Source organism: Mesorhizobium sp. Root157 (assembly GCF_001427385.1).
Classification (GTDB): domain Bacteria; phylum Pseudomonadota; class Alphaproteobacteria; order Rhizobiales; family Rhizobiaceae; genus Mesorhizobium.
This window is the reverse complement of record NZ_LMGJ01000012.1, coordinates 276,709-300,657: the sequence shown is the minus strand read 5'-3', so window position 1 is coordinate 300,657 and position 23,949 is coordinate 276,709. Positions and strand designations below refer to the sequence as shown.

Here is a 23,949-nt window from a genome sequence, read left to right as displayed (position 1 = left end):
GCAATTCAGGGCCGCCGGAATCCCGTCGGCACACCATAAAGATAGCCGATGCGGTCGATGGCTTCGCGCAAGCCTTCGCGCGACACCAGCATGGTGTGGCCGTTGGCGTGGATCATATTTTCCGCATCGGTCATAATGGCGACGTGGCCTTTCCAAAACACCAGGTCGCCACGGCGCAGGCCGGAAAAATCCGCCCCCGGATCGAGCGGCGCGCCAAGCCCCTCCGCCTGCATGTCGGAATCGCGCAGCACGTCGCGACCGGTCATGCGCATGGCAAGCTGGACAAGGCCTGAGCAATCGATGCCGAAGCCGGATGCACCGCCCCAAAGATAGGGCGTACCCAGAAACGTCTCGGCCACTGCGACATAGTCGGCGGCGCGGTCCACCACCGGCATCAAGTGCTTGGCGATCAGTGCCTGCCCGCTGGCCAGCACGACATATTGGGTGCCACGCGTTTCGGCTGCACCAGTCACGGTCACCGTCGAGCCCATCGATAATTGCCCGGCCCTTGGAAAACGCAGGTCCGGTCCGGGATAAAGAAAGGTGCGCGGCACCGACACGATGTGCGTTGGCTGGCCGTCGCGTCCAGCAAGATCGCTTTCCCTGACATAACCGACATAGCCGTCGCGTTCGGCCTGCACCCAGGCAAAGCCGGCGGCCGCTTCGAAGACAAGGACATCGTCGCCATAGAGGAACTGCGTATCGATGCCGGCCCCCACCGCCGGCGTCTTCAGCACATCGGCGACAGGCACCGCGAGGCGTGCAGGCGTGCCGGCGACGAAGCGCTCGGCAACGACTTCGCCTTGCAGGCGGGCGTCGGCCAGGTCGGGGCGAAAGGCATGAAGGCGGGTATCGCGAACGGTCAAGGCTGGTGCTTTCACAATGGGAGGTCGAGAGCCTTGGCGATGATATCATCGCCGAAGCGCTCTACATAGAGCGCACCTTCCACCGTGCGGCGGATCAGGACGTTGCGCTTGTCGCGCTCGTCGCGATGGCGCGACACCAGCTTCATCGCACCCATCGTATCCAGAGCGCGGGTGATCACCGGCTTGGTGACGTTGAGCTTGGCGGCCAGCCCGCGCACCGTATGCGGCGGCGCGTCCAGATAGATTGTGAACAGGATCGCCATCTGGCGCATGGTGAGATCGTGCGCGTCGCCCTGCACCGCGTGCAGCGCCACCTGCTGCCACAGCCGCAATGCCTGGATCGGACGCATGGAAATCGCCATGCGCCCATTATCGCGGCAAATTGTTTCGGTTCCGTTTCATTCCCGCTTGAGATCAAATTCAGGTCGGGCGAGCCGCCTTTCGCAGGCCGCCTTCATCTGAATCTATCCGAAGCGGTTGACTATCACCTGCTCCAGCGCCCGTATGCCTTGGGCCTCGCCGCCGGCAGGGCCGTGCGGACGGTCGACCGGATTCCAGGCGAAGATGTCGAAGTGCACCCATGCGGGCGTCTTTTCGACAAAGCGCTTGAGAAACAGTGCTGCAGTGATCGAGCCGGCAAACCCGTCGGTGGTGACGTTGTTCATGTCGGCGATCTTGGAAGCAAGCTTGGGCTCATAGGGCCGCCACAACGGCATGCGCCACAACGGGTCCTCCACCGCCACGGACGCCGCCGCAAGCTCTGCCGCAAGTTTCTCGTCGTCGGTGTAGAACGGCGGCAGGTCGGGGCCGAGCGCCACCCGCGCAGCCCCCGTCAGCGTCGCCATGTCGACCAGCATCTGCGGTTCGTCCTCATCGGCCAGCGCCAATGCATCGGCAAGAACCAGCCGTCCTTCGGCATCCGTATTGCCGATCTCGACGGTGATGCCCTTGCGGCTGGTCAGAACGTCGCCGGGGCGAAAGGCGTTGGCGGAGATGGCGTTTTCCACCGCCGGGATCAGCACCCGCAGCCGAACCTTGAGGCGGGCCGCCATGATCATCGAGGCCAGCCCCAGCACATTGGCCCCGCCGCCCATATCCTTCTTCATCAAAAGCATGCCGGCGGCAGGCTTGATATCGAGGCCGCCGGTGTCGAAGCAGACGCCCTTGCCGACCAGTGTCACCTTGGGTGCGGATTTCGGCCCCCAGCGCAGGTCGATCAGACGCGGCGCCTGCGAAGACGCCCGGCCGACCGCATGGATCATCGGAAAATTCTTGCGCAGCAGATATTCGCCAGCCGTTACCTTGACGTCCGCGTCATGCGCCGCCCCCAGATCCCGCACGGCCTTCTCCAGCGCATCGGGGCCCATGTCGTTAGTCGGCGTATTGACGAGATCGCGCGCCAGGAAAACGCCATCGGCGATGCGGCGGATACGGGCCGCATCCGCGCCTGCCGGCAGCCCAAAGCGCAAGGCCCGGCCGGGTTTCTTGCCATAGCGCGTAAAGGCGTAGCCACCCAGCACGACGGCCAGCGCGGCAAGATCCGCATTGGCGGGCGCCGTGGCGAATTGCCAGTCGCCGTCCGGCAACATTTTCGCCAATGCCCCCACCGCCAGGGCGCCTTCGCCTTTGCCGATGCCGAACAGCGCGCCACCCACGCCGCCGCCCTCTCCCGGCAGCACGAGCACCCTGCCCGCCTCGCCTGAAAATCCGTTGGCCTTGGCCCACACGACAGTCGAGAGCGAAAGCCCCGCCGTCTCCAGACCATCCCTGGCCACCAGATGAACCGGCAAAGCCTTGGCAAATTTGTTTGGCGCCAGCTCGACAGCCATTTCTCCCCCTTTGACCCGAGCGCGAGTCGGCCTTGTTAACCAACCATTAGGGTTAACAGAATATTTCTCGACTAGGGAAGTCGGCCATTCGATTGCCGCAGCCACGAACGGAAGGTCTAGCTCCGATGCCGCGCACGCGCACCCACACCGTGACATCCAGCCGCTTGCTTGCGACGACATTTGCAATCGCGCTGATGGCCGGCGCTGCCGGGTGCGCATCGACCAGCAAGATGACCACGGGTTCGATTGCCCGATCCAGCGGCAAGCCGATCGAGGCCATGTCGACGGACGAATTGAGCAACGCGTCGGCCCTGCTTGGAAAGTCCTACGCGGCCAATCCGAGCGACAAATCCACAGCAATCAAGTTCGCGACCGTCTTGCAGATGGACGGCAATGCCGACCAGTCGCTTGCGGTCATGCGCAAATTGGCCATCGCCTATCCGAAAGACCGGGATGTCCTTGCCGCCTACGGCAAGGCGCTCGCCGCTAGCGGCCAGCTTGAACCGGCGCTGGATGCGGTGCGCCGGGCGCAGACACCGGAATATCCCGACTGGCGGCTGATGTCGGCTGAAGGCGCTATTCTCGACCAGATCGGGCAGAAGGATGAAGCCCGCCAGACCTACCGCAAGGCGCTCGACCTGAAGCCGAACGAACCGTCGATCCTGTCCAATCTCGGCATGTCCTATGTGCTGAGCGGCGACCTCAGGACGGCGGAAACCTATCTGCGTTCGGCAACCCAGCAGCCGAATTCCGACAGCCGCGTGCGCCAGAACCTGGCGTTGGTGGTCGGATTGCAGGGCCGCTTCGACGAGGCCGAGCAGATTGCCTCGCAGGAACTCTCGCCGCAGCAGGCTCAGGCCAACGTCACCTATCTGCGTTCCATGCTGTCGCAGCAGAACGCCTGGAACCAGTTGAAGGCGCAGGACAAGGCCAAGCCTGCCACAAACTGACAATCCGTGGCGGCAGCCCCGCAGCAGCTTCAAACATTAAAAAGCCTTACCGGACTTTCCGCCGGTAAGGCTTTTTCTTGTCTGCTTCTGCGCGCGCTATTGCGTGTTGATGTCCGAGGAGTTGTTCGCCTTGTCGCCGAAAATGCCGCGCTGGCTGATCTGGATGCCGGCCGGGCCAAGGATGATGGCAAACAGCACCGGCAGGAAGAACAGGATCATCGGCACCGTGAGCTTGGGGGGAAGCGCCGCAGCTTTCTTCTCAGCCTCGTTCAGCCGCATATCGCGGCTCTCGCTGGCCAGCACGCGCAGGGCATGGGCAACCGGCGTGCCGTAGCGCTCGGCCTGGACGAGCGCCTGTGCCACTGACCTGACCGATTCAAGGCCGGTGCGCGTTGCGAGATTCTCATATGCCTGGCGCCGCTCCTGCAGGAAGGAGAGTTCCGCATTGGTCAATACGAATTCCTCGGCAAGCTCGACCGACTGCGCGCCGATCTCCTCGGCGACCTTGCGCATGGCAGCCTCCACGGACATGCCGGATTCGACGCAAATGAGCATCAGGTCGAGCGCGTCCGGCCAAGCCATCTGGATCGACTGCCTGCGTTTGCTGGCGCGATTGGAGACGTAGAGAATCGGAGCGTAAAAGCCCGCATAGGCGGCGACCACGCACACCAGGACTTTGACCATCATCGGCTTGTCGGCCAGGTAACCGAGGCCAAACACGATCAGCACGGCCAGAGCCAGACCGACGAAAGGCAGGACGAGCCGGAAGAACAAGAATCTGGTCAGCGGGTTCTGGCCACGAAAACCAGCCACCCTGAGCTGGCGCATAGTCCCTTCGTCGGCCAGCAAGCGCCTCAGGTCCAGTTTTTCGACGATGCTGCGCATGCCGACGGACTGCTCTTCGCGCAAGCCGCCCTTGCCACGCCGGTCGGCGTTGGCCGCCAGCCATGCACGCTGCTTGGCGCGCAATTCGTCGCGCTCGAGCGCAACCGACTTCATGCGCGACTTGAGTTGATTGCCGCCGAAGGCTGGAAGCACGGTGAAGACGGTCGCAAAGACGGCGATCCCGACAAGCATCGCGATCAGGAAGGCCGGGTCGGTAAGGGTCTTGACGACTTGCTCGGTCATGGTTGCCTGCTCATCAATTGACTTCGGCCAGTATCAAGGCTCTAGACATCGAAATTCATCATCTTGCGCATCACGAAAATGCCGATCGACATCCAGAAGGCCGATACGCCGAGGATCAGATGGCCAACGCTGGTGGTGAACAGCGGCATGATGTAGGTGGGACTGCTCAGATAAACGAGAAGCCCGACGATGAAGGGCAGCGCACCGATGATGGCGGCCGAGGCCTTCGCTTCCATCGACAGCGCCTGAACCTTGGCCTTCATCTTCTTCCGGTCACGAAGCACGCGTGAAAGATTGCCCAGCGCTTCCGACAGGTTGCCGCCGGCCTGCGCCTGGATCTGGATGACGATGCCGAAGAAACTTGCTTCCGTGCACGGCATCGTTTCAGGCATGCGCAACGTCGCCTCGGGGATCGACAGGCCCATCTGCTGGGCGTCGACGATGCGGCGGAACTCGGTCTTGACCGGCTCCGGCGATTCATTGGCAATCAGGCGGATACCGTCGTTCAGCGGCAGTCCCGACTTCACGGCGCGCACGATGACGTCCAGCGCGTTCGGAAACTCCTTGAGGAAGGCCTTGACGCGGCGGGCACGGCGCAGCGACACGAACCAGCGCGGCAGGCCAAGGGCGCCGACGACAAGCACGCCCGGCAGGACGATCAGCGGCAATCCCGCCACAAAGGCCACCAGGGTCATCACAACCCCGCACACCACCGAATAAAGGTAGAAGCGCTCGATGGTCACATGCATCCCGGCTTGACGGATCTGGATCTTGAGCGGAGGCTTGCGGACATTGACGTCCCGGTCCTTCTGTTTCTCGTCCAGTTCCTTCAACGAATCCTGCACCGACTTGCGCCGCCTTGCAGCCTCGGCGACACGGTCGCGTGAAGCCTTCACGACAGCGCGGTCGGACTCCGCCGCCTTGATCGACTGCAGGCGCTTGCCGACGTTCTTCTCATCGCTGATCCTGCTGAACAGGAACGCATATGCGATCGCACCGGCGCTCAAGCCGGCAAGCAAGACGAAAGCCAATACGGTGCTGTCAATTCCGAACATGAATGCAGGACCCCACGAATCGCGATCGCTCAGTCAGCGCGCTTCTCCATCGCCTCAAGTGCGTTGGCGAGACGCTGCTCCTCGCCGTAATAGCGGGCGCGATCCCAGAAATGAGGCCTGCCGATGCCGGTCGATACATGCTCGCCGATCAGCCTTCCGCTCGCGTCTTCACCCTTGATGTTATAGACGACCAGGTCCTGGGTGATGATAACGTCGCCTTCGAGGCCGATCACCTCGGTGATATGAGTGATGCGGCGCGAACCGTCGCGCAGACGGGCGGCCTGGACGATCACGTCGATGGAACCGACAAGGATCTCGCGCACCGTTTTCTGCGGCAGCGAAAAGCCGCCCATGGCGATCATCGATTCCATGCGGTTCAGGCACTCGCGCGGGCTGTTGGAGTGGATCGTTCCCATCGAGCCGTCATGGCCGGTGTTCATCGCTTGCAAGAGATCGAACACTTCCGGTCCGCGCACTTCGCCGACGATGATGCGTTCGGGCCGCATGCGCAGGCAGTTCTTGACCAGATCGCGCATCGTCACCTCGCCCTCGCCCTCGAGATTGGGGGGACGCGTTTCAAGGCGTACGACATGCGGCTGCTGCAATTGCAGTTCGGCCGAATCCTCGCAGGTAATGACGCGCTCGTCGCGGTCGACATAGTTGGTCAGGCAATTGAGCAACGTCGTCTTGCCGGAGCCGGTACCGCCCGAGATGACGACATTGCAGCGCACGCGGCCGATGATCTTCAAAACCTCCGCGCCCTGGGGCGAGATGGCTCCGAACTTGACCAACTGGTCGAGCGTCAGCTTGTCCTTCTTGAATTTGCGGATGGTGAGCGCTGTGCCGTCGATGGCCAATGGCGGGGCGATGACGTTGACGCGCGAGCCGTCGGGAAGGCGTGCATCGCAGATCGGCGAGGATTCATCGACGCGGCGTCCAACCTGGCTGACGATGCGCTGGCAGATATTGAGAAGCTGCTGGTTGTCGCGAAAGCGGATGCTGGTCTGCTCCACCTTGCCGTTGACTTCGATGTAGACGTTCCGGGAGCCGTTGACCATGATATCGGCGATGTCGTCGCGGGCCAGCAACGGCTCCAGCGGACCATAGCCCAGCACGTCGTTGCAGATGTCTTCGAGCAGTTCTTCCTGCTCGGCGATCGACATCGCAAAATTCTTGATCGCGATGATGTCGTTGACGATGTCGCGAATTTCTTCGCGCGCGCTTTCGGGATCGAGCTTGGCGAGTTGCGACAGGTCGATCGTGTCGATGAGCGCGGCAAAGACCTGGCTCTTCGTGTCGTAGTAGTTTTCGTTGCGCTCACGCTGGACCTGCCGGGGCTCCGATGCGAGCGGCGGCGCCTCGACGGCACGCCGCGGCGTTACCGGCGCGCTCGGCTCAGCCGGCTTGGCGGAGAGTACGAGCGCCGCGTCAACCGTCTTTTGCTGCGAGGATGCCGGAGCCGGCCGTGCACCAGCAGGCCTGCCGACATCGTCATTGCCTCTTCTACCAAACATGATCGACTACCCGTCCCGCCCAGCGGCTGTCATTTGCCGCGCTTCAACTTGCCCAGAAAGTTGCCCAGGCCGGCCTTCTTCTTGACCTTGATCTCGCTGCGCCCCGTCAGCACATGGGCGATTTCGTTGACCGTGGCGACAATCGGGCTCTTGGTGTCCATCTCGCCCAGCATGCGGCCGTTGTTGGAGGCATTGCCGAACAACTGCGGCTCGAAGGGAATGATCGCCATCGGGGTGATGCCCAGCGGCTCGGCGAAATCCTGGGCCGTGATTTCTGGCCGTTTCGGCACGCCGGCCTGATTGAGGACCAGCTTCGGCGGCGGATCGTTGGGACGCAGCCGCTTCAGCATGTCCATGAGGTTCTTGGTATTGCGCAGATTGGCCAGTTCCGGCGTCGCCGTGATGACGACCTCGTCTGCCTTCATGAGCGTGGTCTTGCTCCAGCCGCTCCAGATGTGCGGAACGTCGAGTATGAGGACAGGCGCGGTGCGCTGCGCCGTATCGATGATCTGCGAAAATGCGTCGGCATCGAAATCGTAGACGCGTTCCAGCGTCGAGGGCGCGGCCAAAAGCGACAGATGTTCGGCGCACTGCGCTAGCAGGCGGTCCAGATAGACCTCGTCGATCCGCTCCGGTGAGAATACCGCTTCGGCGATTCCCTGGGCGGGATCCTGGTCGAAGTTGATGTTGGCCGTGCCGAAGGCAAGATCGAGATCGGCGACCACCACCTCGGACTTGAACAGAGTGGACATCGCCCAGGCGACGTTGTGGGCAAGGGTGGAAGATCCCACGCCGCCCTTGGCGCCGACGAAGGCGATCGAGCGGCCGATCGGCTCGGCGTCCGGGTCGACGAAGATCGTGGAGACGACACTGACGATGTCGGCCATCGACACGGGCGCGATGACGTACTCCGAAATGCCGTTGCGGATCAGTTCGCGATAAAGGCCGACATCGTTATAGTGGCCGATGACGACGACCTTCGTGGTCGGATCGCAATGCTCCGACAACTGTGCGAGCTGTTCAAGCAGCTGTTTCGGTTCGCTGCGCGATTCCAGCATGATCAGGTTGGGCGTCGGCGCCGACTGGTAGAATTCGATGGCCGTGGCGATGCCGCCCATGTGGACCTTGACGTGCGCCTTGGCCATGCGGCGATCTTCGGCGGCGCGCTCGATCGGGTTGGCAACGCCATCGGTGTCGCAGAACGCCTGGATGGAGATGCGCGGTATCGGACGCAGCGCCTGCAGGGCCGAGATTTCGCGCTGCGCGAGTTCGCCGGCATCGTCTGTGGGCTCATAGGCCAGATTGCTCATGGTCGTGCTCTTTCCTTGACTTCGCGCCGCCTAGTAATTGACTTCCGAATTGCCGAGGAACTCGTCCGAGATGCCGCGCCTGCGGTAGATGTCGATCACTTCGCTGCGGTTTTCCGCATCGATCGTCGTGCGCTTGCGCGGTCCGAGCAGATCGGTCGGATTGGCAATCTGGGCAGCAAGGTTGTTTTGGTAAGAGCAGCCGAAATTGGCGTAGTGCTTGTTCTCGGTCGTCTCCAGAAGGTCGTCCGGCCAGCGTCCGCATTTGTCGGTGTGGGCTCGGATCGAGGTGTAGATCAGCCTGACAGGGGCCGCGACCTCGGCCCCCGAAGCCTGATAGCTTGCCATGGCAATGCGGTTCGAACGGATGCCGCTTGCACCTGCCAGCCGAGCGAAGTCGCGCGCCGCCGCCCTGGCGGCAAGCTCGTTGGCCGAGCCGGACGGCACGGCGATGGTCAGAACGGGTGCCGCGCCTGTGTCGTAGGCATCGAAGAAGCCGAGCAGCGCCTGGCGTTGCGTCTGGGTCATGCCCTTGGCGGAAGCCGCGACCGGGAGATCCAGCTTCTGGTCCTTCTCCGAGATCATGATCGGATGGTTGGTCCGGTAGTCGTCGGGGATGGAGCCGACGACGACACTGTCACGGTTGGCGCAGCCTGCCAGCAGGACTGCGATCGCCACGGCCAGGACCGGCAGCGCCGGCTTGAACCTGCGCAAAGGGGTGGACCGGCTCGCCACAGCGGCGGTCCTTGTGTCGAATGCTGCCTCGGACATGCCCGTTTCCCCGCTCACTTGTAGATGAAGCCAACCACGCCGTGATAGCGCCCGGCGGGCTTGTCGGTCTGCATGGTGCCGTAAACACGGTTGACGCGGCCAAGGAACATGCCTGCCCCATCGCTTGCGGCATTGAAATTGTCGTCAGGCCTGGCCAGGTCGTTTCGCGCAACCGGTCGAACCAGGTACGGCGTGATGATGACGACCAGTTCGGACTCGTTGCGGACGAAATCCCTGCTGCGGAACAGCGTGCCCAGCACCGGTATCTTGGTCAGGCCGGGCAAGCCGCTGACCGCCTGACGGATATCGTCGCGGACAAGCCCGGCGATCATCATGGAGCCGCCGGAAGGCAGTTCGACGGTGGTATCGGCCAATCGCTTGCGGATCGAGAGCATGGTGGTGCCCGGCAAGCCTCTCAAGCCTTCAAGCGTCGTGGCGCCTTCCGTCGTCGGCTCGGAAACGGAGGTCCTGACCTTGAGACTGATGCGCCCGGCGGACAGGACGACCGGCTGGAACTCCAATCCGATGCCGTACTCGATCTTCTGGCTGCTGTAAGTCGTTGCCCCGTCCTGATTGTCGTCGGACTTGGCGCTGGAACGGCCGGTGATGAGGTTGTATTCGCCACCCACCCGGAAGGTTGCCTTCTCGCCCGAGATGGCAGTCAGGGTCGGCTCGGCCAGCGTCTTCATGACGCCGCTTTGTTCCATTGCATTCAGGTACATGTCCAGCCCCGACGAGCCAAGGGAAAGACCCGAAAACTGGGACAAAGGCTTGCCTAGCCCGTAATTGTTGCTGCCGATCGCTTGCCAGCTGATACCGTTGCTGCCGCCATTGCCGATCATGTTGACGCCGAGTTGCTTCATGACGGAGCGGCTGACTTCGGCGACCGTCACCTTCAAGGTGACCTGGTCCTCGCCCATGATCTCGATCATGTTGATGATGGCGCTCTGCTGGCGCTCGGAGTCCGGATTGTTGATGTCGACGCCACCGTCGCCCGAGCCGCCCGAGGCGGTCTGCGAATACTGACCCGTGGTTGCTTCGCCGCCCTTCACGAACGCCTGCGCCAACTGGCTGGCGCGCTTGGCATCCAGCGGCGTCTCGACGGTGCCGGTCAGGACGACGTTGTCATTGAGCAGTTCGACGTTGATGTCGGAGCCGGGGATGAAGCGCTCGAGATAATCCTCAAGGCCGGCAACGTCGCGCTCGACCGCGAGATCGAGGCTCACGATCTGCTCGCCGTTCGGCCCGAACACGAAGATATTGGTTTCCCCCACCGACTTCCCGAACAGGTAGATACGCCGCGACGTGCGTGTGACGGCATCGGCGACGGCGGGGTTGGCAACCAGGATGTCGTAGGCGTCGCTCGGCAGGTCGATCACGACGGACTTGTTGAGGCCCAGCTTGATGCGCTGATTGGCGGCGGTCGCCCCGACACGAGCGCTGCTGGCCGCATTCGCATCGGTCGGCAGAAGCGTATTCGCCCCGGTGAAGACCAGGGCCAGCGTTGCCGCCAGCGTGAGCGGCAGTTTGCGATGTGACCTCATTTCCTTGCCCCCACTTCGGAAATCTCGCCGGATTTGATCAGCCGCACCGTGCCGCGGCGTCCCGCGCCGTTCACGAGATAGTCGGCCTGGTCCAGGTTCGTCTCCTGCGTGTCCCTGATCGAGCGAAGCGACAGTGTCAGCCGATCGGCCATCTGCTGTGCCACGGTGATGATCTCTGCCTGTTCAGGCGTAAGCTCCAGGGTCGCCGTCTGGCCTACCCTGGTCTTCTTGCCTTCCTCGTCTTCCTGGATGGTCTGGTCGATGGCGAGCACGCGTATGTTCTTCAGGATCGTCTCGGTGCTGAAACCGCTGCCGCCGCCGGCCTCATCGGCTCGACGGGTCATGATCACATCGACGAAATCGTTCGGCAGGATAAAGCCGCCGGCGGAAGTGTCGGCGGCGATGGACGTTGCCACGGCCCGCGAGCCCGCCGGCAGCATCGAGGACATGAAACTCTGACCCTCGTCGATCAGCTTGACCCGCCTCAGCGGTTCGCCACTGTACATCGACATGCGCGCGACCGAGCCCTTCAGCTTGTCGAGCGCCTCGGGTTCAGCGGCGCGCGTCACGAAACTGGTGTTGATCGAATCGGCGGGCCACGGCGCCCACTTGATGTTGTTGCCCAGCGGACTTCCCATCGGGACATCGCCCGAAAGAACCGCTACCTCCTGCACGGGAACGGCGGGAGCTTGCGGGCCGGGTGATACGACGACCTGTGCCGGCGGAGGCGCCACCATGTTCTTGGCGACAAGTCCCGCGCCGCCGGCGGCGACCGCGGCCACGCCCAGGATTATCAATCGGGATGCAGGCATATGTTTGAACCTCGCCCTTGGCAAACCATTCAGCCAGGCGGGACTTTGCAGCCGCAATCGTCAAATTATGGTTAATGCAATGCTTACGAATGTGATTAATTTAACGTTTATACAAATGGCAACGAACAGCGTCCCCGCTTTGCGCGTTCCAACGGCAGTAAACAGACATCAAGTCAGTACAGATATGGAAAGTGTCAGGTAGAGAGACGTTCGAGCGCCCAGACCATCAGCGGCGTCTGCGGATAGGTCATGAGACCACCGATTCCCAGTGCAATTCCATACGGTATACCGGTCTTCTCATCTGCAAAATGGCGCAGGAAGATGTTGGTCCTGGTAATGGGCGCAAGCATCGAACTACGAAACATCAGGATTGCCAGCGTCAGCAGACCGCCGATCACGGATGCGACGACCAGATACTGGACGAGAGCGGTATCGAAGCCCATCCATACTGCCGTCGCGGCCATAAGCTTGGCGTCGCCGCCGCCCATCCCCCCTACAGCGAACAGAGTGAAGGTCAGGCTCAGCATCAGCGCGCCCGCGACCAGATGCCAGCCCAAATCCGTCCAACCCATGCCGGTGAGCGGGGCAATCACCACGAAGCTGGCAACGAGGAGAAGCGACACCCGATTGGCGATCGTCATGGACAACATGTCCGACACGGCAGCGAATACCATGCAGAAGGGAAAGACTACAAAGATCAGCGCCTCAAGCATGGGCCTCACCTGACAGTTCGATCGCAATATGGAAGTTCTATAGGCGTGCTGCGTTAAGGATCGGTGAGCGCAAAGGGGAAAATTACCCTCGGCGATGCGGCACGAGAACACTCGACGTGGCCCGCACGCCAGCAGGTTTTAACCGTTGGTTCACCAATCTCGTTCATGTTCCGTTGAACACTCTGCGGGGCGGGAGACCAGATATGGCCATGTCGAAATCGGTTTTTCTTGCGGCAGCACTGTTTGTCGGGGCTGCATATTCTGCGCCGGCGTCAGCGGCCTCCGGTATCGAAGTCATCATGAACCAGGCCAAGATCGTCAAACTTGCGCGCGCCGCTGACACTATCGTGGTCGGAAATCCCGCCATTGCCGATGCCTCGGTGCAGGACGCCTCGACGGTGGTGCTGACGGGCAAGGGCTTCGGCGTCACAAATCTGGTGATCCTCGACAAGGAGGGCAACCCGATCATCGACGAGCAGGTCACGGTCGTCCGCCAGGCTGCGTCCACCGTCCGGATCTATCGCCGTGCCGAGGTGCAGACGATGTCATGCTCACCCTATTGCGAAAGCTCCTACAAGAGCGACGCCGAGCGGCTGTCCGAAGCCGAGATGAGCAGCCAGTAAGCTGCCTAATGCATGTCGCCCGAAGGTGGGAACCGGTTTCGGGATGACGACATGCATAAAAACAAAAACTTGGAGCGCGCCAGCGGATCTGAAGGATCGCGACGCTCCAACTCGCATCCGGCCGATGTCCGGCAAGGTTAGCCGAACGTTAACAGCGCCCGAAGCAATTTAGCGGTCATTCAAACCGGACTTCAACGGCTCTTCGATACTGTCTGGCCGATACCGTAAAAGGGTCGGGGCAGATCAAGACATGGGCAGCGTTTCCAGCATCGCGCACAGCTGCGGCAGGACAGGGCGAAGCGGCCTTCTGGGAAGGTTCCGACGCGACCGCAACGGCAGCGTGGCCATCGAGTTCACGATGCTTGCCATTCCCTTCTCGATGCTGGTCTTCGCCATCCTGGAAAGCTGCATCGCATTCGCCGGGCAGGAAGTGCTGGCCAACGCAACCGACGATATCGCCCGGCAAATGCGCACGGGGCAGATCAAGACAATCAATCAGGTCGACCTCGAGCAGCTTGTCTGCGATCGGCTCGATATCATCGTTTCACAGGATTGCCCCGGCCTGAGTGTCGACCTGCGCAGTTTCGATACGTTCGAACAGGCAGCAAAGTTCAGTTTCAGGATCAGCGGCGACAAGGTCGTCCTGACCAACAACGGCAGCGACGACGAATTCGACGTAAAGCTCGGCCCCGCATCGTCCAAGAATATGTTGCGGGTCTTCTACAAATGGCCGGTGATGACCGATTTCATGAGCAAATATCTCTCCAACATGGATGACGGAACCACGCTGCACTTTGCCTCGATGACCTGGCAGAACGAACCATACTGACGACAAGCCGCCTTTTCGGGCGCTGCGTAGAGGGAACGAAGAAAATGTTTCGTGCGGGGGCACATCGACCAATGGCCGGCTTCCTGTCGCGGCTGGTCCGGTTCGGGAAGGACCGCCGGGCGGTCGCGGCAGTCGAGTTCGCCTTCATCGCACCTATCTTGCTCATCATGTATTTCATCACCATGGAAGCGGCGCAGGCGATCGAAACCAGCAAGAAGGTTAGCCGTCTGGGCAGCATGGTTGCCGACCTCATTGCGCAGCAGGACAATGTTTCCACATCGGTGCTGAAGGACATCATGCAGATCGGCGCCTCGACGATGCGACCCTACAACCGCTCGGATCCGACGATCACCATTACCGCGATCAAGATCACCAACGATGCTGCGGCCGATCCCAAGGTGACCTGGTCCTACAGGGGGTCAGGCACGAACTACACGGTCCCTTTCGCGAAGAACGACATCGTCGGCGTGCCGTCCACACTCAAGACAGCGGGAACTTTCCTGATCAAGGTTGAGAGCCAGCTCGGCTACACGCCCGTCATCGCCTGGGCCGTGGATGGCAACAAGGCGACGGGGCTGGCCGGGATATTCAACAATATTACCATGAAAGAGACATACTATCTCAGGCCGCGTGTCATGCAGGAGATCGGATGCTTCAACTGCTAATGCATGTTGCCCGAAAGTGGGAACCGGTTCCGGAACCACGACATGCATAAATTGAAGCCCGTCGCATGAATCCGTGGAGCGCGACGCTCGAAACCTGAATGTCGATTGGTCCTGGGACCGCACGTTCTGTTGCCCTCGCCCTCATCTTGCGAATTGCCAACCGGCTGGCAGGCATTTATGTCTGGATGACCATGGAGCAGCGGCAGCCATTCGGCCTGCCGCGCGGCTTCCCCATCCGCGCCGGAATAGACCGGGAATTGTCCCGCCTTCGCTGACCGACGCATCGAATCTGCAAGGCTGCAATGGCGCGCGCATTCGTTTTCGTTCTCGACTCGTTCGGTATCGGCGGCGCAGCGGATGCCGACGTCTATGGCGATGCCGGCTCCAACACCTTCGGCCACATCGCCGAAGCCTGCGCAGCCGGCAAGGCCGACCGTGAAGGCTTGCGTGCCGGGCCGCTTGTCCTGCCGAACATGACGGCGCTCGGCCTTGGCGAAGCCGCGCGGATTGCTTCGGGATTTTCCTTCGATGCCGGAGCGGCCGCCAGGCTGTCGGCTTCGTCCTTCCATGGCGCCGCACAGGAAGTGTCGAGCGGCAAGGATACGCCGTCCGGCCACTGGGAGATCGCGGGCCTGCCCGTTCGATTCGACTGGGGTTATTTTCCGGACACGGTGCCGGCTTTTCCGCAAACCCTGACCGAAGCCATGATCCGCGAAGGCGAGGTGCCGGGCATATTGGCCAACTGCCATGCCTCCGGCATCACGGTCATCGAGGATTTCGGCGAGGAGCACATCAGGACGGGCAAGCCGATCTGCTACACGTCGGTGGACTCGGTGCTCCAGATCGCCGCCCACGAAACGCTTTTCGGCCTGGAACGACTTTATGATTTCTGCGCGGTCGTACGCAAATTGTGCGATCCGCTCAAGATCGGGCGCGTCATCGCCCGCCCCTTTGTCGGCGAGACGGCGGCCACGTTCAAACGCACGCCCAACCGCCGCGACTATGCCGTGCCGCCTCCCGAACCCACCTTGCTCGACCGGCTGACCGGGCGCGGCAGCCGTGTCATTGCCATCGGCAAGATCGGCGACATCTTTGCCCATCGCGGCATATCCGAGATTCGCAAGGGCGTCGGCAACATGGCGATGTTCGACAAGGCGCTGGGCGCACTAGACGACGCCCAGGACGGCAATCTCGTCTTTGCCAATTTCGTCGACTTCGACACCGAATTCGGTCACCGGCGCGATGTCGCCGGCTACGCGGCCGCGCTTGAGGCGTTCGACCGCCGTATTCCCGAAGCGCTGGCCCGGCTCAAGCCCGGCGACCTTTTCCTGTTGACGGCGGATCACGGCAACGATCCGACCTGGCGCGGCACCGACCATACGCGCGAGCGCATTCCGGTCATCGGGATGGCGCCGGGAATGACGGGGGGCACGATCGGGCTGCGGTCGACCTTCGCCGACATCGGCGAAACGGTTGCCGAGCATCTTGGACTGGCGCCCGGCCGGCACGGCACCTCGTTCTACACGGCGATCGGCGGCCTGGGGAACCTCCATGCCTGAGTTGCCCGAAGTCGAAACCGTACGGCGCGGCCTGCAGCCCGTCATGGAAGGGGCGCGCATCGTCGAAGTCGAGGCCCGGCGGCCCGATCTGCGCTTTCCCCTGCCCGAAAAATTCGCCGAGCGGCTCAAGGGCAGAACGATCACCGCACTCGGCCGCCGCGCCAAATACCTCACCATGCACGTCGATGACGGCCCGACCCTGATCTGCCATCTGGGCATGACCGGCTCGTTCCGCATCGAGGCGGGCGGGGGCAGCGCCGCGCCCGGCATATTCCACCATGAGCGTTCCAAGAACGCCGCGCACGATCATGTCGTTTTCGACATCATGTCCTTGCAAGGGCCGCATCGCATCGTCTTCAACGACCCGCGGCGATTCGGCTTCATGCTGTTTAGCGAAACGGCTCCCGACGAGCATCCCATGCTTGCGGGGCTCGGCGTCGAACCGACCGGCAACGCACTGGACGGCGGGCTATTGGCAGCCTTGTTGAAGGACCGCAAAGCCCCTCTCAAGGCAGCCTTGCTCGACCAGCGGCTGATTGCGGGACTTGGCAACATCTACGTCTCCGAGGCGCTCTGGCGCGCGGGGCTGTCTCCGTTGCGCGCGGCAGGAACCATCGCCGCCAGGACGAAGAAGGCCAGGGCGCAAAGCGAGCGCCTTGCCGAGGCGATCCGGTCCGTCATCGCCGATGCGATTGCCGCAGGCGGCTCCTCGCTGCGCGACTACATGCACACCGACGGATCGCTGGGCTATTTCCAGCACTCCTTTGCCGTCTACGACCGGGAAGGCGTCGCCTGCCCGACGCCCGGTTGCGCCGGCCATGTGGAACGGATCGTGCAAAGCGGCCGCTCGACCTTCTATTGCCGTGCGTGCCAAGAGTAAGCTACAGCCGAATACAGCACCACTTCGGGAGACATGGCCATGGCCTACGAAACCATCATCGCGGAAACTCGCGGCAAGGTCGGGCTGATCACGCTCAACAGACCCAAGGCGCTGAACGCTCTCAACTCGCAAGTCCTGTCGGAACTGCTTGCCGCCACGAAGGCCTTCGACGCCGACGCCTCGGTCGGCGCCATCGTCATCACCGGTTCGGAAAAAGCCTTTGCCGCCGGCGCCGACATCAAGGAGATGCAGGCCAAGAGCTATGTCGAAGCCTATCTCCAGGATTTCTTCAGCGGCTGGGAAGAGTTCGCGCGCACGCGCAAGCCGATGATTGCGGCGGTTGCGGGCTATGCGCTGGGCGGCGGCTGCGAACTGGCCATGATGTGCGACTTCATCATCGCCGCAGACAGCGCCAGGTTCGGACAGCCGGAAATCACGCTGGGCGTCATGCCGGGCATGGGGGGCTCGCAACGCCTGACGCGTTTCGTCGGCAAGTCGAAGGCGATGGACATGTGCCTGACCGGCCGCATGATGGACGCCGCCGAGGCAGAGCGATCGGGCCTCGTTTCGCGCGTGGTGCCGTCAAGCGACCTGATCGACGAAGCCTTGAAGGCGGCAACCAAGATCGCCGATTTCTCATTGCCCGCCGTCATCATGACCAAGGAGGCCGTCAACCGCTCCTACGAGGTGACGCTTGCCGAGGGGCTGCGGTTCGAAAGGCGCGTGTTCCACTCCATGTTCGCTCTCGATGACCAGAAGGAAGGCATGGCGGCGTTCGCGGAAAAGCGTAAGCCGAGCTTCAGGAACCGCTAAATGCACAATGCGCGCCGATATCTCCAAAAAGAGCCCCGGCCAACATTGACGGGCCTCAAAAGCTGAACTATAAGCCGCACCAACTGAGGCGGCCCTATGGCTGCCCGTTTGTTTTTTGCGCCTTGCGGCATGCCGCGTGCGCCCACCGTTGAGATCAGAAGAGAGGCATTCATGGCCAACACCTCCTCGGCCAAAAAGGCAACGCGCAAGATCGCCCGCCGCGCCGCGATCAACAAGAACCGGCGCTCGCGCGTCCGGACCTATGTCCGCCAGGTCGAAGAGGCATTGGCTGCCGGCGACAAGGTAGCTGCAGAAGCCGCCTTCAAGAATGCCCAGCCGGAACTGATGCGCGCCGCCACCAAGGGCGTGCTGCACAAGAACACGGCATCGCGCAAGGTTTCGCGTCTGGCCAACCGGGTAAAGAGCCTCTCGGCCTGACCCTTTAAAGTTTAAAAATTTGAATTTTTTTTAAGCCCGGTGCGCTCGCGCCGGGTTTTTTACGTTTATCGACATAATTGCCGGCGTTCGTCGAAGTGGATGCCGTAACGGCACATCCGGCGGCTTAAAAATTTTGCCGGCATATTCAAAGAGTTGCGCATTTAAGAGCGCTTGCTGATATACTCGCTCTCATCATTATCTTTTTGTTTTCAATGACTTACCGTAGGTCGTCCACAACTTGTTCATATTGTGTGGGGCAGAAGGCAGGCAATCGCCTGTCAAGCAAAATATTAAAAAAAATGTCTCGCCAGCTAGCCTTTCAGGCCGCCCTCCCGAAAGGGGTTGAATCACAATAGCTTTCACCAGAAACCCTGCTGGCCACGCCCCCTTTGGGGGTGTTTCAGTAACCAGATTCGTTAAAAATCGGTTAGACGCGGCCTTGCCCTTTCCACAACGATTTTTGTAGTGTCTGCCCATCGAAAGGGATGGGCCGAACGCCCTCGACCTAATCATAAATGGCAGCATTGACGCCGCGGGGGCTTTTCCGCGGGGTGGTTGGGTTTGCCTTTTCGAAACGGGTAGGGGACGGGGTTTTGCGCACGCAGTGTTGAGTCCGCACCGGCGGTTTTGCCGGATGGCTTTGCGTTGTCCGGCGTCGCTTCATCCCATGACGAAGGGGGCCGCGAGGGTCCCGCAGCAGGCAAACGCCTTTGGCCGGCGGCGGCTACGGCGAATGAAAACGAGGCGCACGACGCAGGCGACTGCGATCGTGACGGTAATGCATAGACAGGGGTGACGAATGCAAAGCGGCATCGACAGGGAGATTGGTGGCGACCTCCCTCTTTCCAGAGACTTGGTGAAAGACAACAGCCTGACGGTTCCCGTAGGAACCGATCAGAGATTTGAACGTATCAAGGCCCAGTTGAAGGCACGGCTCGGGACCGAAGTGTATTCAAGCTGGTTCGGGCGCATGAAGGTGGCAGAGGCTTCCAAAGGCGTTGTGCGCATGTCGGTTCCGACTGCGTTTCTCCGCTCCTGGATCAACGGCCACTACCTCGACCAGATCGTGGAACTGTGGAAGGAAGAAGACCCCGACATCATCAAGGTCGAGATCATCGTGCGCAGCGCCACCCGCCAGACACGCAATGGCGAGAGCGACGGCATTCCCCAGCGCAAGGCGCTGACACGCCAGGCACAGACCGCGCTTTCCACCAGCACGATGGCCGCCGGCAAGATCGAGCGCCCTGCGGCGACCCGCAACGGCACGGCCGAGCCGGAATTTCGGCAAAGCGTGCTCGGCTCGCCGCTCGATCCGCGCTACACTTTCGGTTCCTTCGTCGATGGGCCTTCGAACCGGGTGGCCTTTGCTGCCGCGCGCGCCGTGGCGGAATCGCAGTCCAGCGCGGTGCGCTTCAATCCGCTGTTCCTGCACGCCACGGTCGGCCTTGGCAAAACCCATCTGCTGCAAGCCATTGCCGCGGAATCGCTGCGTCAGAATCCGAAGTCGCGCGTCGTCTACCTGACGGCGGAATATTTCATGTGGCGCTTCGCAACGGCCATTCGCGACAACAACGCGCTGACGTTGAAGGAGCAACTGCGCGACATCGACCTCCTGATCATCGACGACATGCAGTTCCTGCAGGGCAAGTCGATCCAGCATGAGTTCTGTCATCTGATCAACATGCTGCTCGACAGCGCCAAGCAGGTGGTTGTTGCCGCCGACCGGCCGCCCTCGGAACTGGAATCGCTGGAGCCGCGCGTGCGTTCGCGCCTCAACGGCGGGGTAGCGCTGGAAATGTCGGCGCCGGACCTGACCATGCGGCTTGCCATGCTCAAGCTGAGGCTCGCCTCGGCCAAGGCCGAAGACCCTTCGCTGGGGATTTCGGAAGAGATACTGGAGCATGTGGCGCGTACGGTGACGGGCAGCGGCCGCGAACTGGAAGGCGCCTTCAACCAACTCCTGTTCAGGCAGTCCTTCGAGCCGCAGATCACCATCGATCGCATCGATGAAATCCTCGGTCATATCTACCGCACCGGCGAACCGAAGCGCGTGCGCATCGAGGACATCCAGCGCATCGTCGCGCGCCACTACAATGTCTCCAAGACGGAGCTTCTCTCCAATCGACGCACCCGCACCATCGTCAAGCCGCGTCAGGTGGCGATGTATCTGTCCAAGGTGATGACACCGCGTTCTCTGCCCGAGATCGGCCGGCGTTTCGGCGGCCGCGACCACACCACGGTCCTGCATGCGGTGCGCAAGATCGAGGATCTGTCCGGCGCGGACAACACGCTGGCACAGGAACTCGAACTGCTGAGAAGGCTGATCAACGATCAGGCTTAGGCGGTCATCGCCGCGGCTGTGCCGTTTTCCCACGGAAAGCCCGCATCTCCGGCCCAAACCGGGCGTGCGGGCTTGCTTTCAGGACCTTTTTCCTGTCAGTTTGGCTAAATTCTAAGCCAGTTCAGACGGTGGCAGGTGACCGATTCGGGGGCCTGCCCTTTCCTTCAAGCGAGCCTGTTTCAACATGCGTGTAATTCTGGAACGGTCGAACCTTCTAAAGTCGCTCAACCACGTTCACCGGGTGGTGGAGCGGCGCAATACAATTCCAATCCTTTCCAACGTGCTGTTGAACGCCGATGGCGCCAGCCTCGAGATGAAGGCGACCGATCTCGACCTTGAGATCACCGAGGCGACGCCGGCGAAGGTGGAACGCGCGGGCGCGACGACGGTGCCGGCGCATCTGCTTTACGACATCGTGCGCAAGCTCGCCGAGGGCGCCGAGGTGATGCTGAAGACCGATGAGGACGGCAATGCCATGACCGTCACGTCGGGGCGGTCGAGCTTTCGCCTGCAATGCCTGCCGCAGACGGATTTTCCCGAACTCTCCGCCGGCTCGTTCCCACACATTTTCCGGCTCGATTCGACGGCGCTGAAAGGTCTTGTCGACAAGACCCAGTTCGCCATTTCGACCGAGGAGACGCGCTACTATCTCAACGGCATCTACCTGCATGTGCACGAGGCCGGCGGCAAGCTCAAGCTGCGCTCGGTGGCGACCGACGGTCACCGGCTGGCACGGGCCGAAATCGACGCCCCGGCAGGTTCGGAAGGCATGCCGGGAATCATCATTCCGCGCAAGACGGTCAGCGAATTGCAAAAGCTCGTCGACAACCCCGATGTCGCCGTCACCACCGAGTTGTCCGACACCAAGATCCGTTTCACCGTCGGCAGCGTCGTGCTCACCTCCAAGCTGATCGACGGCACCTTCCCGGATTATCAGCGCGTGATCCCGACCGGCAACGACAAGAAACTCACCATCGACCGCCAGAGCTTCGCAGCGGCCGTCGACCGCGTGTCGACCATCTCCTCGGAGCGCGGGCGAGCGGTCAAGCTCTCGATCGTCGAAGGGCAATTGACGCTGGCGGTCAACAACCCGGATTCCGGCAGCGCCACCGAGGAATTGGCTGCGGATTATTCGTCGGACCCCATCGAGATCGGCTTCAACGCGCGCTATCTGCTCGACGTCGCCGCCCAACTCACCGGCGGCAACGCCGAATTCATGCTGGCCGACGCCGGCTCGCCGACGCTGATCCGCGACACCAACGACCAGGACACGCTCTACGTCTTGATGCCGATGCGGGTGTAGGGCCGCACTTCCTTCCCATGGCGGCGCTCACCCCCCTCTGGCCTGCCGCCGTGCTGTCATGACTTCGGATCCATCCGGCCATGAACAGGTCCATATTCGCCAACTCACGCTGACGAATTTCCGCAACTATGCCGCGCTTTCGCTCGGGCTGACCGCTGGGGTGGTCGTACTGACCGGCGACAATGGCGCCGGCAAGACCAATCTTCTCGAAGCCGTCTCGTTGCTGACACCCGGACGGGGCTTGCGCCGCGCACCCTATGCGGAGGTTGCGCGCGAAGGCGGCGACGGCGGCTTTGCCCTGCACGCAAAACTCGACGGCCCGAACGGACAGGCTGACATCGGCACGGGCTTTGCCGGCGTCGAGAGCGGCGAAGCCGGCAGGCGCGTGCGCATCAACGGTGCGCCGGCGCGTTCGGCCGACGATCTGCTCGAATGGCTGCGCGTGGTGTGGCTCACCCCTTCCATGGATTCGCTTTTCACCGGGCCGGCAGGCGACCGGCGCCGCTTCCTCGACCGGATGGTGCTGGCCATCGATGCCAGTCACGGACAGCGCGCGCTCGACTATGAAAAGGCGATGCGCGGCCGCAACCGGCTGCTTGCCGACAATTCCCGCGACGGCGCATGGTTCGACGCCATCGAGACGCAAATGGCCGAAACAGGCGTGGCAATCGCGGCAGCCCGGGCAGAACTGGTGCGCCTGTTGACGGCGATGATCGAACGCCTGCCAGGCGAGGGACCGTTCCCGCAAGCCGATATCGCCCTGTCCGGCGAACTCGAAAGCCAGATCGGCGCGCTGCCGGCCGTGGACGTGGAAGAGACGTTCCGGCAAGCCTTGGCGACGGGCCGCGAGCGTGACCGCGCGGCGGGGCGCACGCTTGCCGGCCCGCATCGCTCCGACCTCCTGGTCCGCCACCGTCCCAAGGCGATGCCTGCCGACCTGTGCTCGACCGGCGAACAGAAGGCGCTGCTTGTCGGCATCGTGCTTTCCCATGCGCGCCTGACCGCCGAAATATCGGGGATGACGCCGATCCTGCTGCTCGACGAGATCGCCGCCCATCTCGACGCCGGACGGCGCGCGGCGCTTTTTTCGATCCTGAAAGACCTCAACTGCCAGGCATTCATGACCGGCACGGACGCCGCCCTGTTCTCCAGCCTGACGGGCCAGGCCCAGTTCCTCACCATCGACCATGGCACCGCTGGCCCCACCGATAGCGCCTGACAACGCTTCGGCGCGCGGCTATTGTCCGGCCATGACATTGCTGCCGCCGCTTACCGAAGATGAATTGAAGCGCTACGCGCGCCACATCGTGCTGCCGGAGATCGGCGGCGCAGGCCAGCGCAAGCTGAAACAGGCGCGCGTGCTGGTCATCGGCGCAGGCGGCCTTGGCGCGCCGGCGCTCGAATATCTCGCCGCCGCCGGCGTCGGCACGCTGGGCATCATCGACGACGACACCGTGTCGCTCTCCAACCTGCAACGCCAGGTAATCCATGAGACCGCGTCGATAGGCGCACCGAAAGGCGAGAGCGCCAAGGCGGCCATTGTCCGCATCAATCCGCATGTCGCCGTCGAACTGCACGGCTTTCGGCTGACGGCGGAAAACGCCCCGGCCCTCGTCGCCCAGTACGACCTCGTCATCGACGGCTCCGACAATTTCGAGACCCGCTATGCGGTCGCCGATGCGTGCGCGCAGGAGCAAAGGCCTCTCGTCCATGCCGCAGTCGGGCGCTTCGACGGTTCCGTCACCGTACTCAAGCCATTCGAGATCGGTCAGAACGGCGCGCAAAACCCCTCCTATCGCGACCTGTTTCCCGAGCCGCCGCCGCCCGGCCTCGTGCCATCCTGTGCCGCTGCCGGCGTGGTCGGAGCGTTGACCGGCGTCATCGGCACGCTGCAAGCCATGGAGGCGATCAAGCTCATCACCGGCATCGGCGAACCCTTGATCGGCCGCCTGCTGCTCTACGATGCGCTGGCGGCACGTTTCGACACGATCCGCTACAAGAGGCGCTGA

The 23,949-nt window shown here is 62.3% G+C and carries 24 protein-coding genes; 13 read left to right on the top strand and 11 right to left on the bottom strand.

The window, feature by feature from the left end; genetic code table 11:
* Positions 1-5: 5 nt before the first annotated feature.
* The 3 genes from ASD64_RS09440 to ASD64_RS09430 all read right to left on the bottom strand — a co-directional run bounded on the left by ASD64_RS09440 (position 6) and on the right by ASD64_RS09430 (position 2,695).
* Positions 6-866 carry a C40 family peptidase gene (locus ASD64_RS09440; protein WP_056105001.1) on the bottom strand — a complete coding sequence of 287 codons (861 nt, stop codon included), beginning with the start codon at positions 864-866 and terminating at the stop codon, positions 6-8.
* Between the two features lie 11 nt (positions 867-877).
* Positions 878-1,228 (bottom strand): MarR family transcriptional regulator, encoded by a 351-nt coding sequence (locus ASD64_RS09435; RefSeq protein WP_056104130.1) that lies wholly within the window; start codon positions 1,226-1,228, stop codon positions 878-880.
* 102 nt (positions 1,229-1,330) lie between these two features.
* Entirely contained in the window at positions 1,331-2,695 is a 1,365-nt protein-coding gene (locus ASD64_RS09430) for a leucyl aminopeptidase family protein (RefSeq protein ID WP_156460089.1), read from the bottom strand.
* Between the two features lie 125 nt (positions 2,696-2,820).
* Between ASD64_RS09430 and ASD64_RS09425 the strand changes: the two genes are divergently transcribed.
* Positions 2,821-3,645 carry a tetratricopeptide repeat protein gene (locus ASD64_RS09425; RefSeq protein WP_056104124.1) on the top strand — a complete coding sequence of 275 codons (825 nt, stop codon included), beginning with the start codon at positions 2,821-2,823 and terminating at the stop codon, positions 3,643-3,645.
* Positions 3,646-3,741: 96 nt separating this feature from the next.
* Here ASD64_RS09425 and ASD64_RS09420 read toward each other — a convergent pair whose 3' ends face one another.
* From ASD64_RS09420 to ASD64_RS09385, 8 genes are all read right to left on the bottom strand, one after another.
* Positions 3,742-4,773 carry a type II secretion system F family protein gene (locus ASD64_RS09420; protein WP_056104121.1) on the bottom strand — a complete coding sequence of 344 codons (1,032 nt, stop codon included), beginning with the start codon at positions 4,771-4,773 and terminating at the stop codon, positions 3,742-3,744.
* Between the two features lie 41 nt (positions 4,774-4,814).
* Entirely contained in the window at positions 4,815-5,828 is a 1,014-nt protein-coding gene (locus tag ASD64_RS09415) for a type II secretion system F family protein (protein ID WP_056104119.1), read from the bottom strand.
* A gap of 29 nt (positions 5,829-5,857) precedes the next feature.
* Entirely contained in the window at positions 5,858-7,342 is a 1,485-nt protein-coding gene (locus ASD64_RS09410; RefSeq protein WP_056104115.1) for a CpaF family protein, read from the bottom strand.
* Between the two features lie 29 nt (positions 7,343-7,371).
* Positions 7,372-8,652 (bottom strand): AAA family ATPase, encoded by a 1,281-nt coding sequence (locus ASD64_RS09405; protein ID WP_056104112.1) that lies wholly within the window; start codon positions 8,650-8,652, stop codon positions 7,372-7,374.
* A 30-nt stretch (positions 8,653-8,682) separates the two neighbouring features.
* Entirely contained in the window at positions 8,683-9,420 is a 738-nt protein-coding gene (locus tag ASD64_RS09400) for a CpaD family pilus assembly protein (RefSeq protein WP_056104109.1), read from the bottom strand.
* A gap of 14 nt (positions 9,421-9,434) precedes the next feature.
* Positions 9,435-10,964, bottom strand: a complete 1,530-nt coding sequence (locus ASD64_RS09395; RefSeq protein WP_056104106.1) for a type II and III secretion system protein family protein — start codon at positions 10,962-10,964, stop codon at positions 9,435-9,437.
* On the bottom strand, positions 10,961-11,776 hold the full coding sequence (cpaB, locus tag ASD64_RS09390; protein WP_056104101.1) for a Flp pilus assembly protein CpaB: 816 nt from the start codon (positions 11,774-11,776) through the stop codon (positions 10,961-10,963). Before cpaB ends, ASD64_RS09395 begins: the two co-directional genes overlap by 4 nt.
* Before the next feature lie 194 nt (positions 11,777-11,970).
* Positions 11,971-12,489 carry a prepilin peptidase gene (locus ASD64_RS09385; RefSeq protein ID WP_056104098.1) on the bottom strand — a complete coding sequence of 173 codons (519 nt, stop codon included), beginning with the start codon at positions 12,487-12,489 and terminating at the stop codon, positions 11,971-11,973.
* 209 nt (positions 12,490-12,698) lie between these two features.
* On the opposite strand from ASD64_RS09385, the gene ASD64_RS09380 reads away from it, so the two are divergent.
* The 12 genes from ASD64_RS09380 (at position 12,699) to ASD64_RS09330 (ending at position 23,949) form a co-directional block, all read left to right on the top strand.
* Positions 12,699-13,112, top strand: a complete 414-nt coding sequence (locus tag ASD64_RS09380; RefSeq protein ID WP_413813595.1) for a pilus assembly protein N-terminal domain-containing protein — start codon at positions 12,699-12,701, stop codon at positions 13,110-13,112.
* 250 nt (positions 13,113-13,362) lie between these two features.
* The gene (locus tag ASD64_RS09375) at positions 13,363-13,941 is read left to right on the top strand and encodes a TadE/TadG family type IV pilus assembly protein (RefSeq protein ID WP_056104094.1); all 579 of its coding nucleotides are present in this window, start codon (positions 13,363-13,365) and stop codon (positions 13,939-13,941) included.
* A gap of 71 nt (positions 13,942-14,012) precedes the next feature.
* Positions 14,013-14,606 carry a TadE/TadG family type IV pilus assembly protein gene (locus ASD64_RS09370; protein ID WP_244480747.1) on the top strand — a complete coding sequence of 198 codons (594 nt, stop codon included), beginning with the start codon at positions 14,013-14,015 and terminating at the stop codon, positions 14,604-14,606.
* A gap of 98 nt (positions 14,607-14,704) precedes the next feature.
* Positions 14,705-14,881 carry a hypothetical protein gene (locus tag ASD64_RS20980; protein ID WP_156460088.1) on the top strand — a complete coding sequence of 59 codons (177 nt, stop codon included), beginning with the start codon at positions 14,705-14,707 and terminating at the stop codon, positions 14,879-14,881.
* Between the two features lie 27 nt (positions 14,882-14,908).
* Positions 14,909-16,165, top strand: a complete 1,257-nt coding sequence (locus ASD64_RS09365; protein ID WP_056104085.1) for a phosphopentomutase — start codon at positions 14,909-14,911, stop codon at positions 16,163-16,165.
* Positions 16,158-17,045 carry a bifunctional DNA-formamidopyrimidine glycosylase/DNA-(apurinic or apyrimidinic site) lyase gene (gene mutM, locus ASD64_RS09360; RefSeq protein WP_056104082.1) on the top strand — a complete coding sequence of 296 codons (888 nt, stop codon included), beginning with the start codon at positions 16,158-16,160 and terminating at the stop codon, positions 17,043-17,045. Before ASD64_RS09365 ends, mutM begins: the two co-directional genes overlap by 8 nt.
* A 39-nt stretch (positions 17,046-17,084) precedes the next feature.
* Positions 17,085-17,858 (top strand): enoyl-CoA hydratase, encoded by a 774-nt coding sequence (locus ASD64_RS09355; RefSeq protein WP_056104998.1) that lies wholly within the window; start codon positions 17,085-17,087, stop codon positions 17,856-17,858.
* A 171-nt stretch (positions 17,859-18,029) separates the two neighbouring features.
* Positions 18,030-18,296, top strand: coding sequence for a 30S ribosomal protein S20 (rpsT, locus tag ASD64_RS09350; RefSeq protein ID WP_056104080.1), 267 nt, complete (start codon positions 18,030-18,032; stop codon positions 18,294-18,296).
* Positions 18,297-19,095: 799 nt separating this feature from the next.
* Positions 19,096-20,637, top strand: coding sequence for a chromosomal replication initiator protein DnaA (dnaA, locus tag ASD64_RS09345; protein ID WP_056104078.1), 1,542 nt, complete (start codon positions 19,096-19,098; stop codon positions 20,635-20,637).
* Positions 20,638-20,821: 184 nt separating this feature from the next.
* Positions 20,822-21,940, top strand: coding sequence for a DNA polymerase III subunit beta (dnaN, locus tag ASD64_RS09340; RefSeq protein WP_056104075.1), 1,119 nt, complete (start codon positions 20,822-20,824; stop codon positions 21,938-21,940).
* Between the two features lie 58 nt (positions 21,941-21,998).
* A complete protein-coding gene (gene recF, locus ASD64_RS09335) occupies positions 21,999-23,159 on the top strand; it encodes a DNA replication/repair protein RecF (protein WP_056104073.1) in 1,161 nt (386 codons plus the stop codon).
* A gap of 31 nt (positions 23,160-23,190) precedes the next feature.
* Positions 23,191-23,949 (top strand): molybdopterin-synthase adenylyltransferase MoeB, encoded by a 759-nt coding sequence (locus tag ASD64_RS09330; RefSeq protein WP_056104996.1) that lies wholly within the window; start codon positions 23,191-23,193, stop codon positions 23,947-23,949.

Bases quoted from the DNA above. Each gene is read 5' to 3' on its own strand.
- ASD64_RS20980 (WP_156460088.1), top strand. From the start codon at position 14,705: ATGTCGATTGGTCCTGGGACCGCACGTTCTGTTGCCCTCGCCCTCATC.
- ASD64_RS09385 (WP_056104098.1), bottom strand. From the start codon at position 12,489: ATGCTTGAGGCGCTGATCTTTGTAGTCTTTCCCTTCTGCATGGTATTC.
- ASD64_RS09375 (WP_056104094.1), top strand. From the start codon at position 13,363: ATGGGCAGCGTTTCCAGCATCGCGCACAGCTGCGGCAGGACAGGGCGA.
- ASD64_RS09410 (WP_056104115.1), bottom strand. From the start codon at position 7,342: ATGTTTGGTAGAAGAGGCAATGACGATGTCGGCAGGCCTGCTGGTGCA.
- ASD64_RS09380 (WP_413813595.1), top strand. From the start codon at position 12,699: ATGTCGAAATCGGTTTTTCTTGCGGCAGCACTGTTTGTCGGGGCTGCA.
- cpaB (WP_056104101.1), bottom strand. From the start codon at position 11,776: ATGCCTGCATCCCGATTGATAATCCTGGGCGTGGCCGCGGTCGCCGCC.
- ASD64_RS09435 (WP_056104130.1), bottom strand. From the start codon at position 1,228: ATGGCGATTTCCATGCGTCCGATCCAGGCATTGCGGCTGTGGCAGCAG.
- ASD64_RS09430 (WP_156460089.1), bottom strand. From the start codon at position 2,695: ATGGCTGTCGAGCTGGCGCCAAACAAATTTGCCAAGGCTTTGCCGGTT.
- dnaN (WP_056104075.1), top strand. From the start codon at position 20,822: ATGCGTGTAATTCTGGAACGGTCGAACCTTCTAAAGTCGCTCAACCAC.
- ASD64_RS09330 (WP_056104996.1), top strand. From the start codon at position 23,191: ATGACATTGCTGCCGCCGCTTACCGAAGATGAATTGAAGCGCTACGCG.
- recF (WP_056104073.1), top strand. From the start codon at position 21,999: ATGACTTCGGATCCATCCGGCCATGAACAGGTCCATATTCGCCAACTC.
- mutM (WP_056104082.1), top strand. From the start codon at position 16,158: ATGCCTGAGTTGCCCGAAGTCGAAACCGTACGGCGCGGCCTGCAGCCC.
- ASD64_RS09425 (WP_056104124.1), top strand. From the start codon at position 2,821: ATGCCGCGCACGCGCACCCACACCGTGACATCCAGCCGCTTGCTTGCG.
- ASD64_RS09355 (WP_056104998.1), top strand. From the start codon at position 17,085: ATGGCCTACGAAACCATCATCGCGGAAACTCGCGGCAAGGTCGGGCTG.
- ASD64_RS09415 (WP_056104119.1), bottom strand. From the start codon at position 5,828: ATGTTCGGAATTGACAGCACCGTATTGGCTTTCGTCTTGCTTGCCGGC.
- ASD64_RS09420 (WP_056104121.1), bottom strand. From the start codon at position 4,773: ATGACCGAGCAAGTCGTCAAGACCCTTACCGACCCGGCCTTCCTGATC.
- ASD64_RS09395 (WP_056104106.1), bottom strand. From the start codon at position 10,964: ATGAGGTCACATCGCAAACTGCCGCTCACGCTGGCGGCAACGCTGGCC.
- ASD64_RS09400 (WP_056104109.1), bottom strand. From the start codon at position 9,420: ATGTCCGAGGCAGCATTCGACACAAGGACCGCCGCTGTGGCGAGCCGG.
- ASD64_RS09365 (WP_056104085.1), top strand. From the start codon at position 14,909: ATGGCGCGCGCATTCGTTTTCGTTCTCGACTCGTTCGGTATCGGCGGC.
- rpsT (WP_056104080.1), top strand. From the start codon at position 18,030: ATGGCCAACACCTCCTCGGCCAAAAAGGCAACGCGCAAGATCGCCCGC.
- ASD64_RS09405 (WP_056104112.1), bottom strand. From the start codon at position 8,652: ATGAGCAATCTGGCCTATGAGCCCACAGACGATGCCGGCGAACTCGCG.
- dnaA (WP_056104078.1), top strand. From the start codon at position 19,096: ATGCAAAGCGGCATCGACAGGGAGATTGGTGGCGACCTCCCTCTTTCC.
- ASD64_RS09370 (WP_244480747.1), top strand. From the start codon at position 14,013: ATGGCCGGCTTCCTGTCGCGGCTGGTCCGGTTCGGGAAGGACCGCCGG.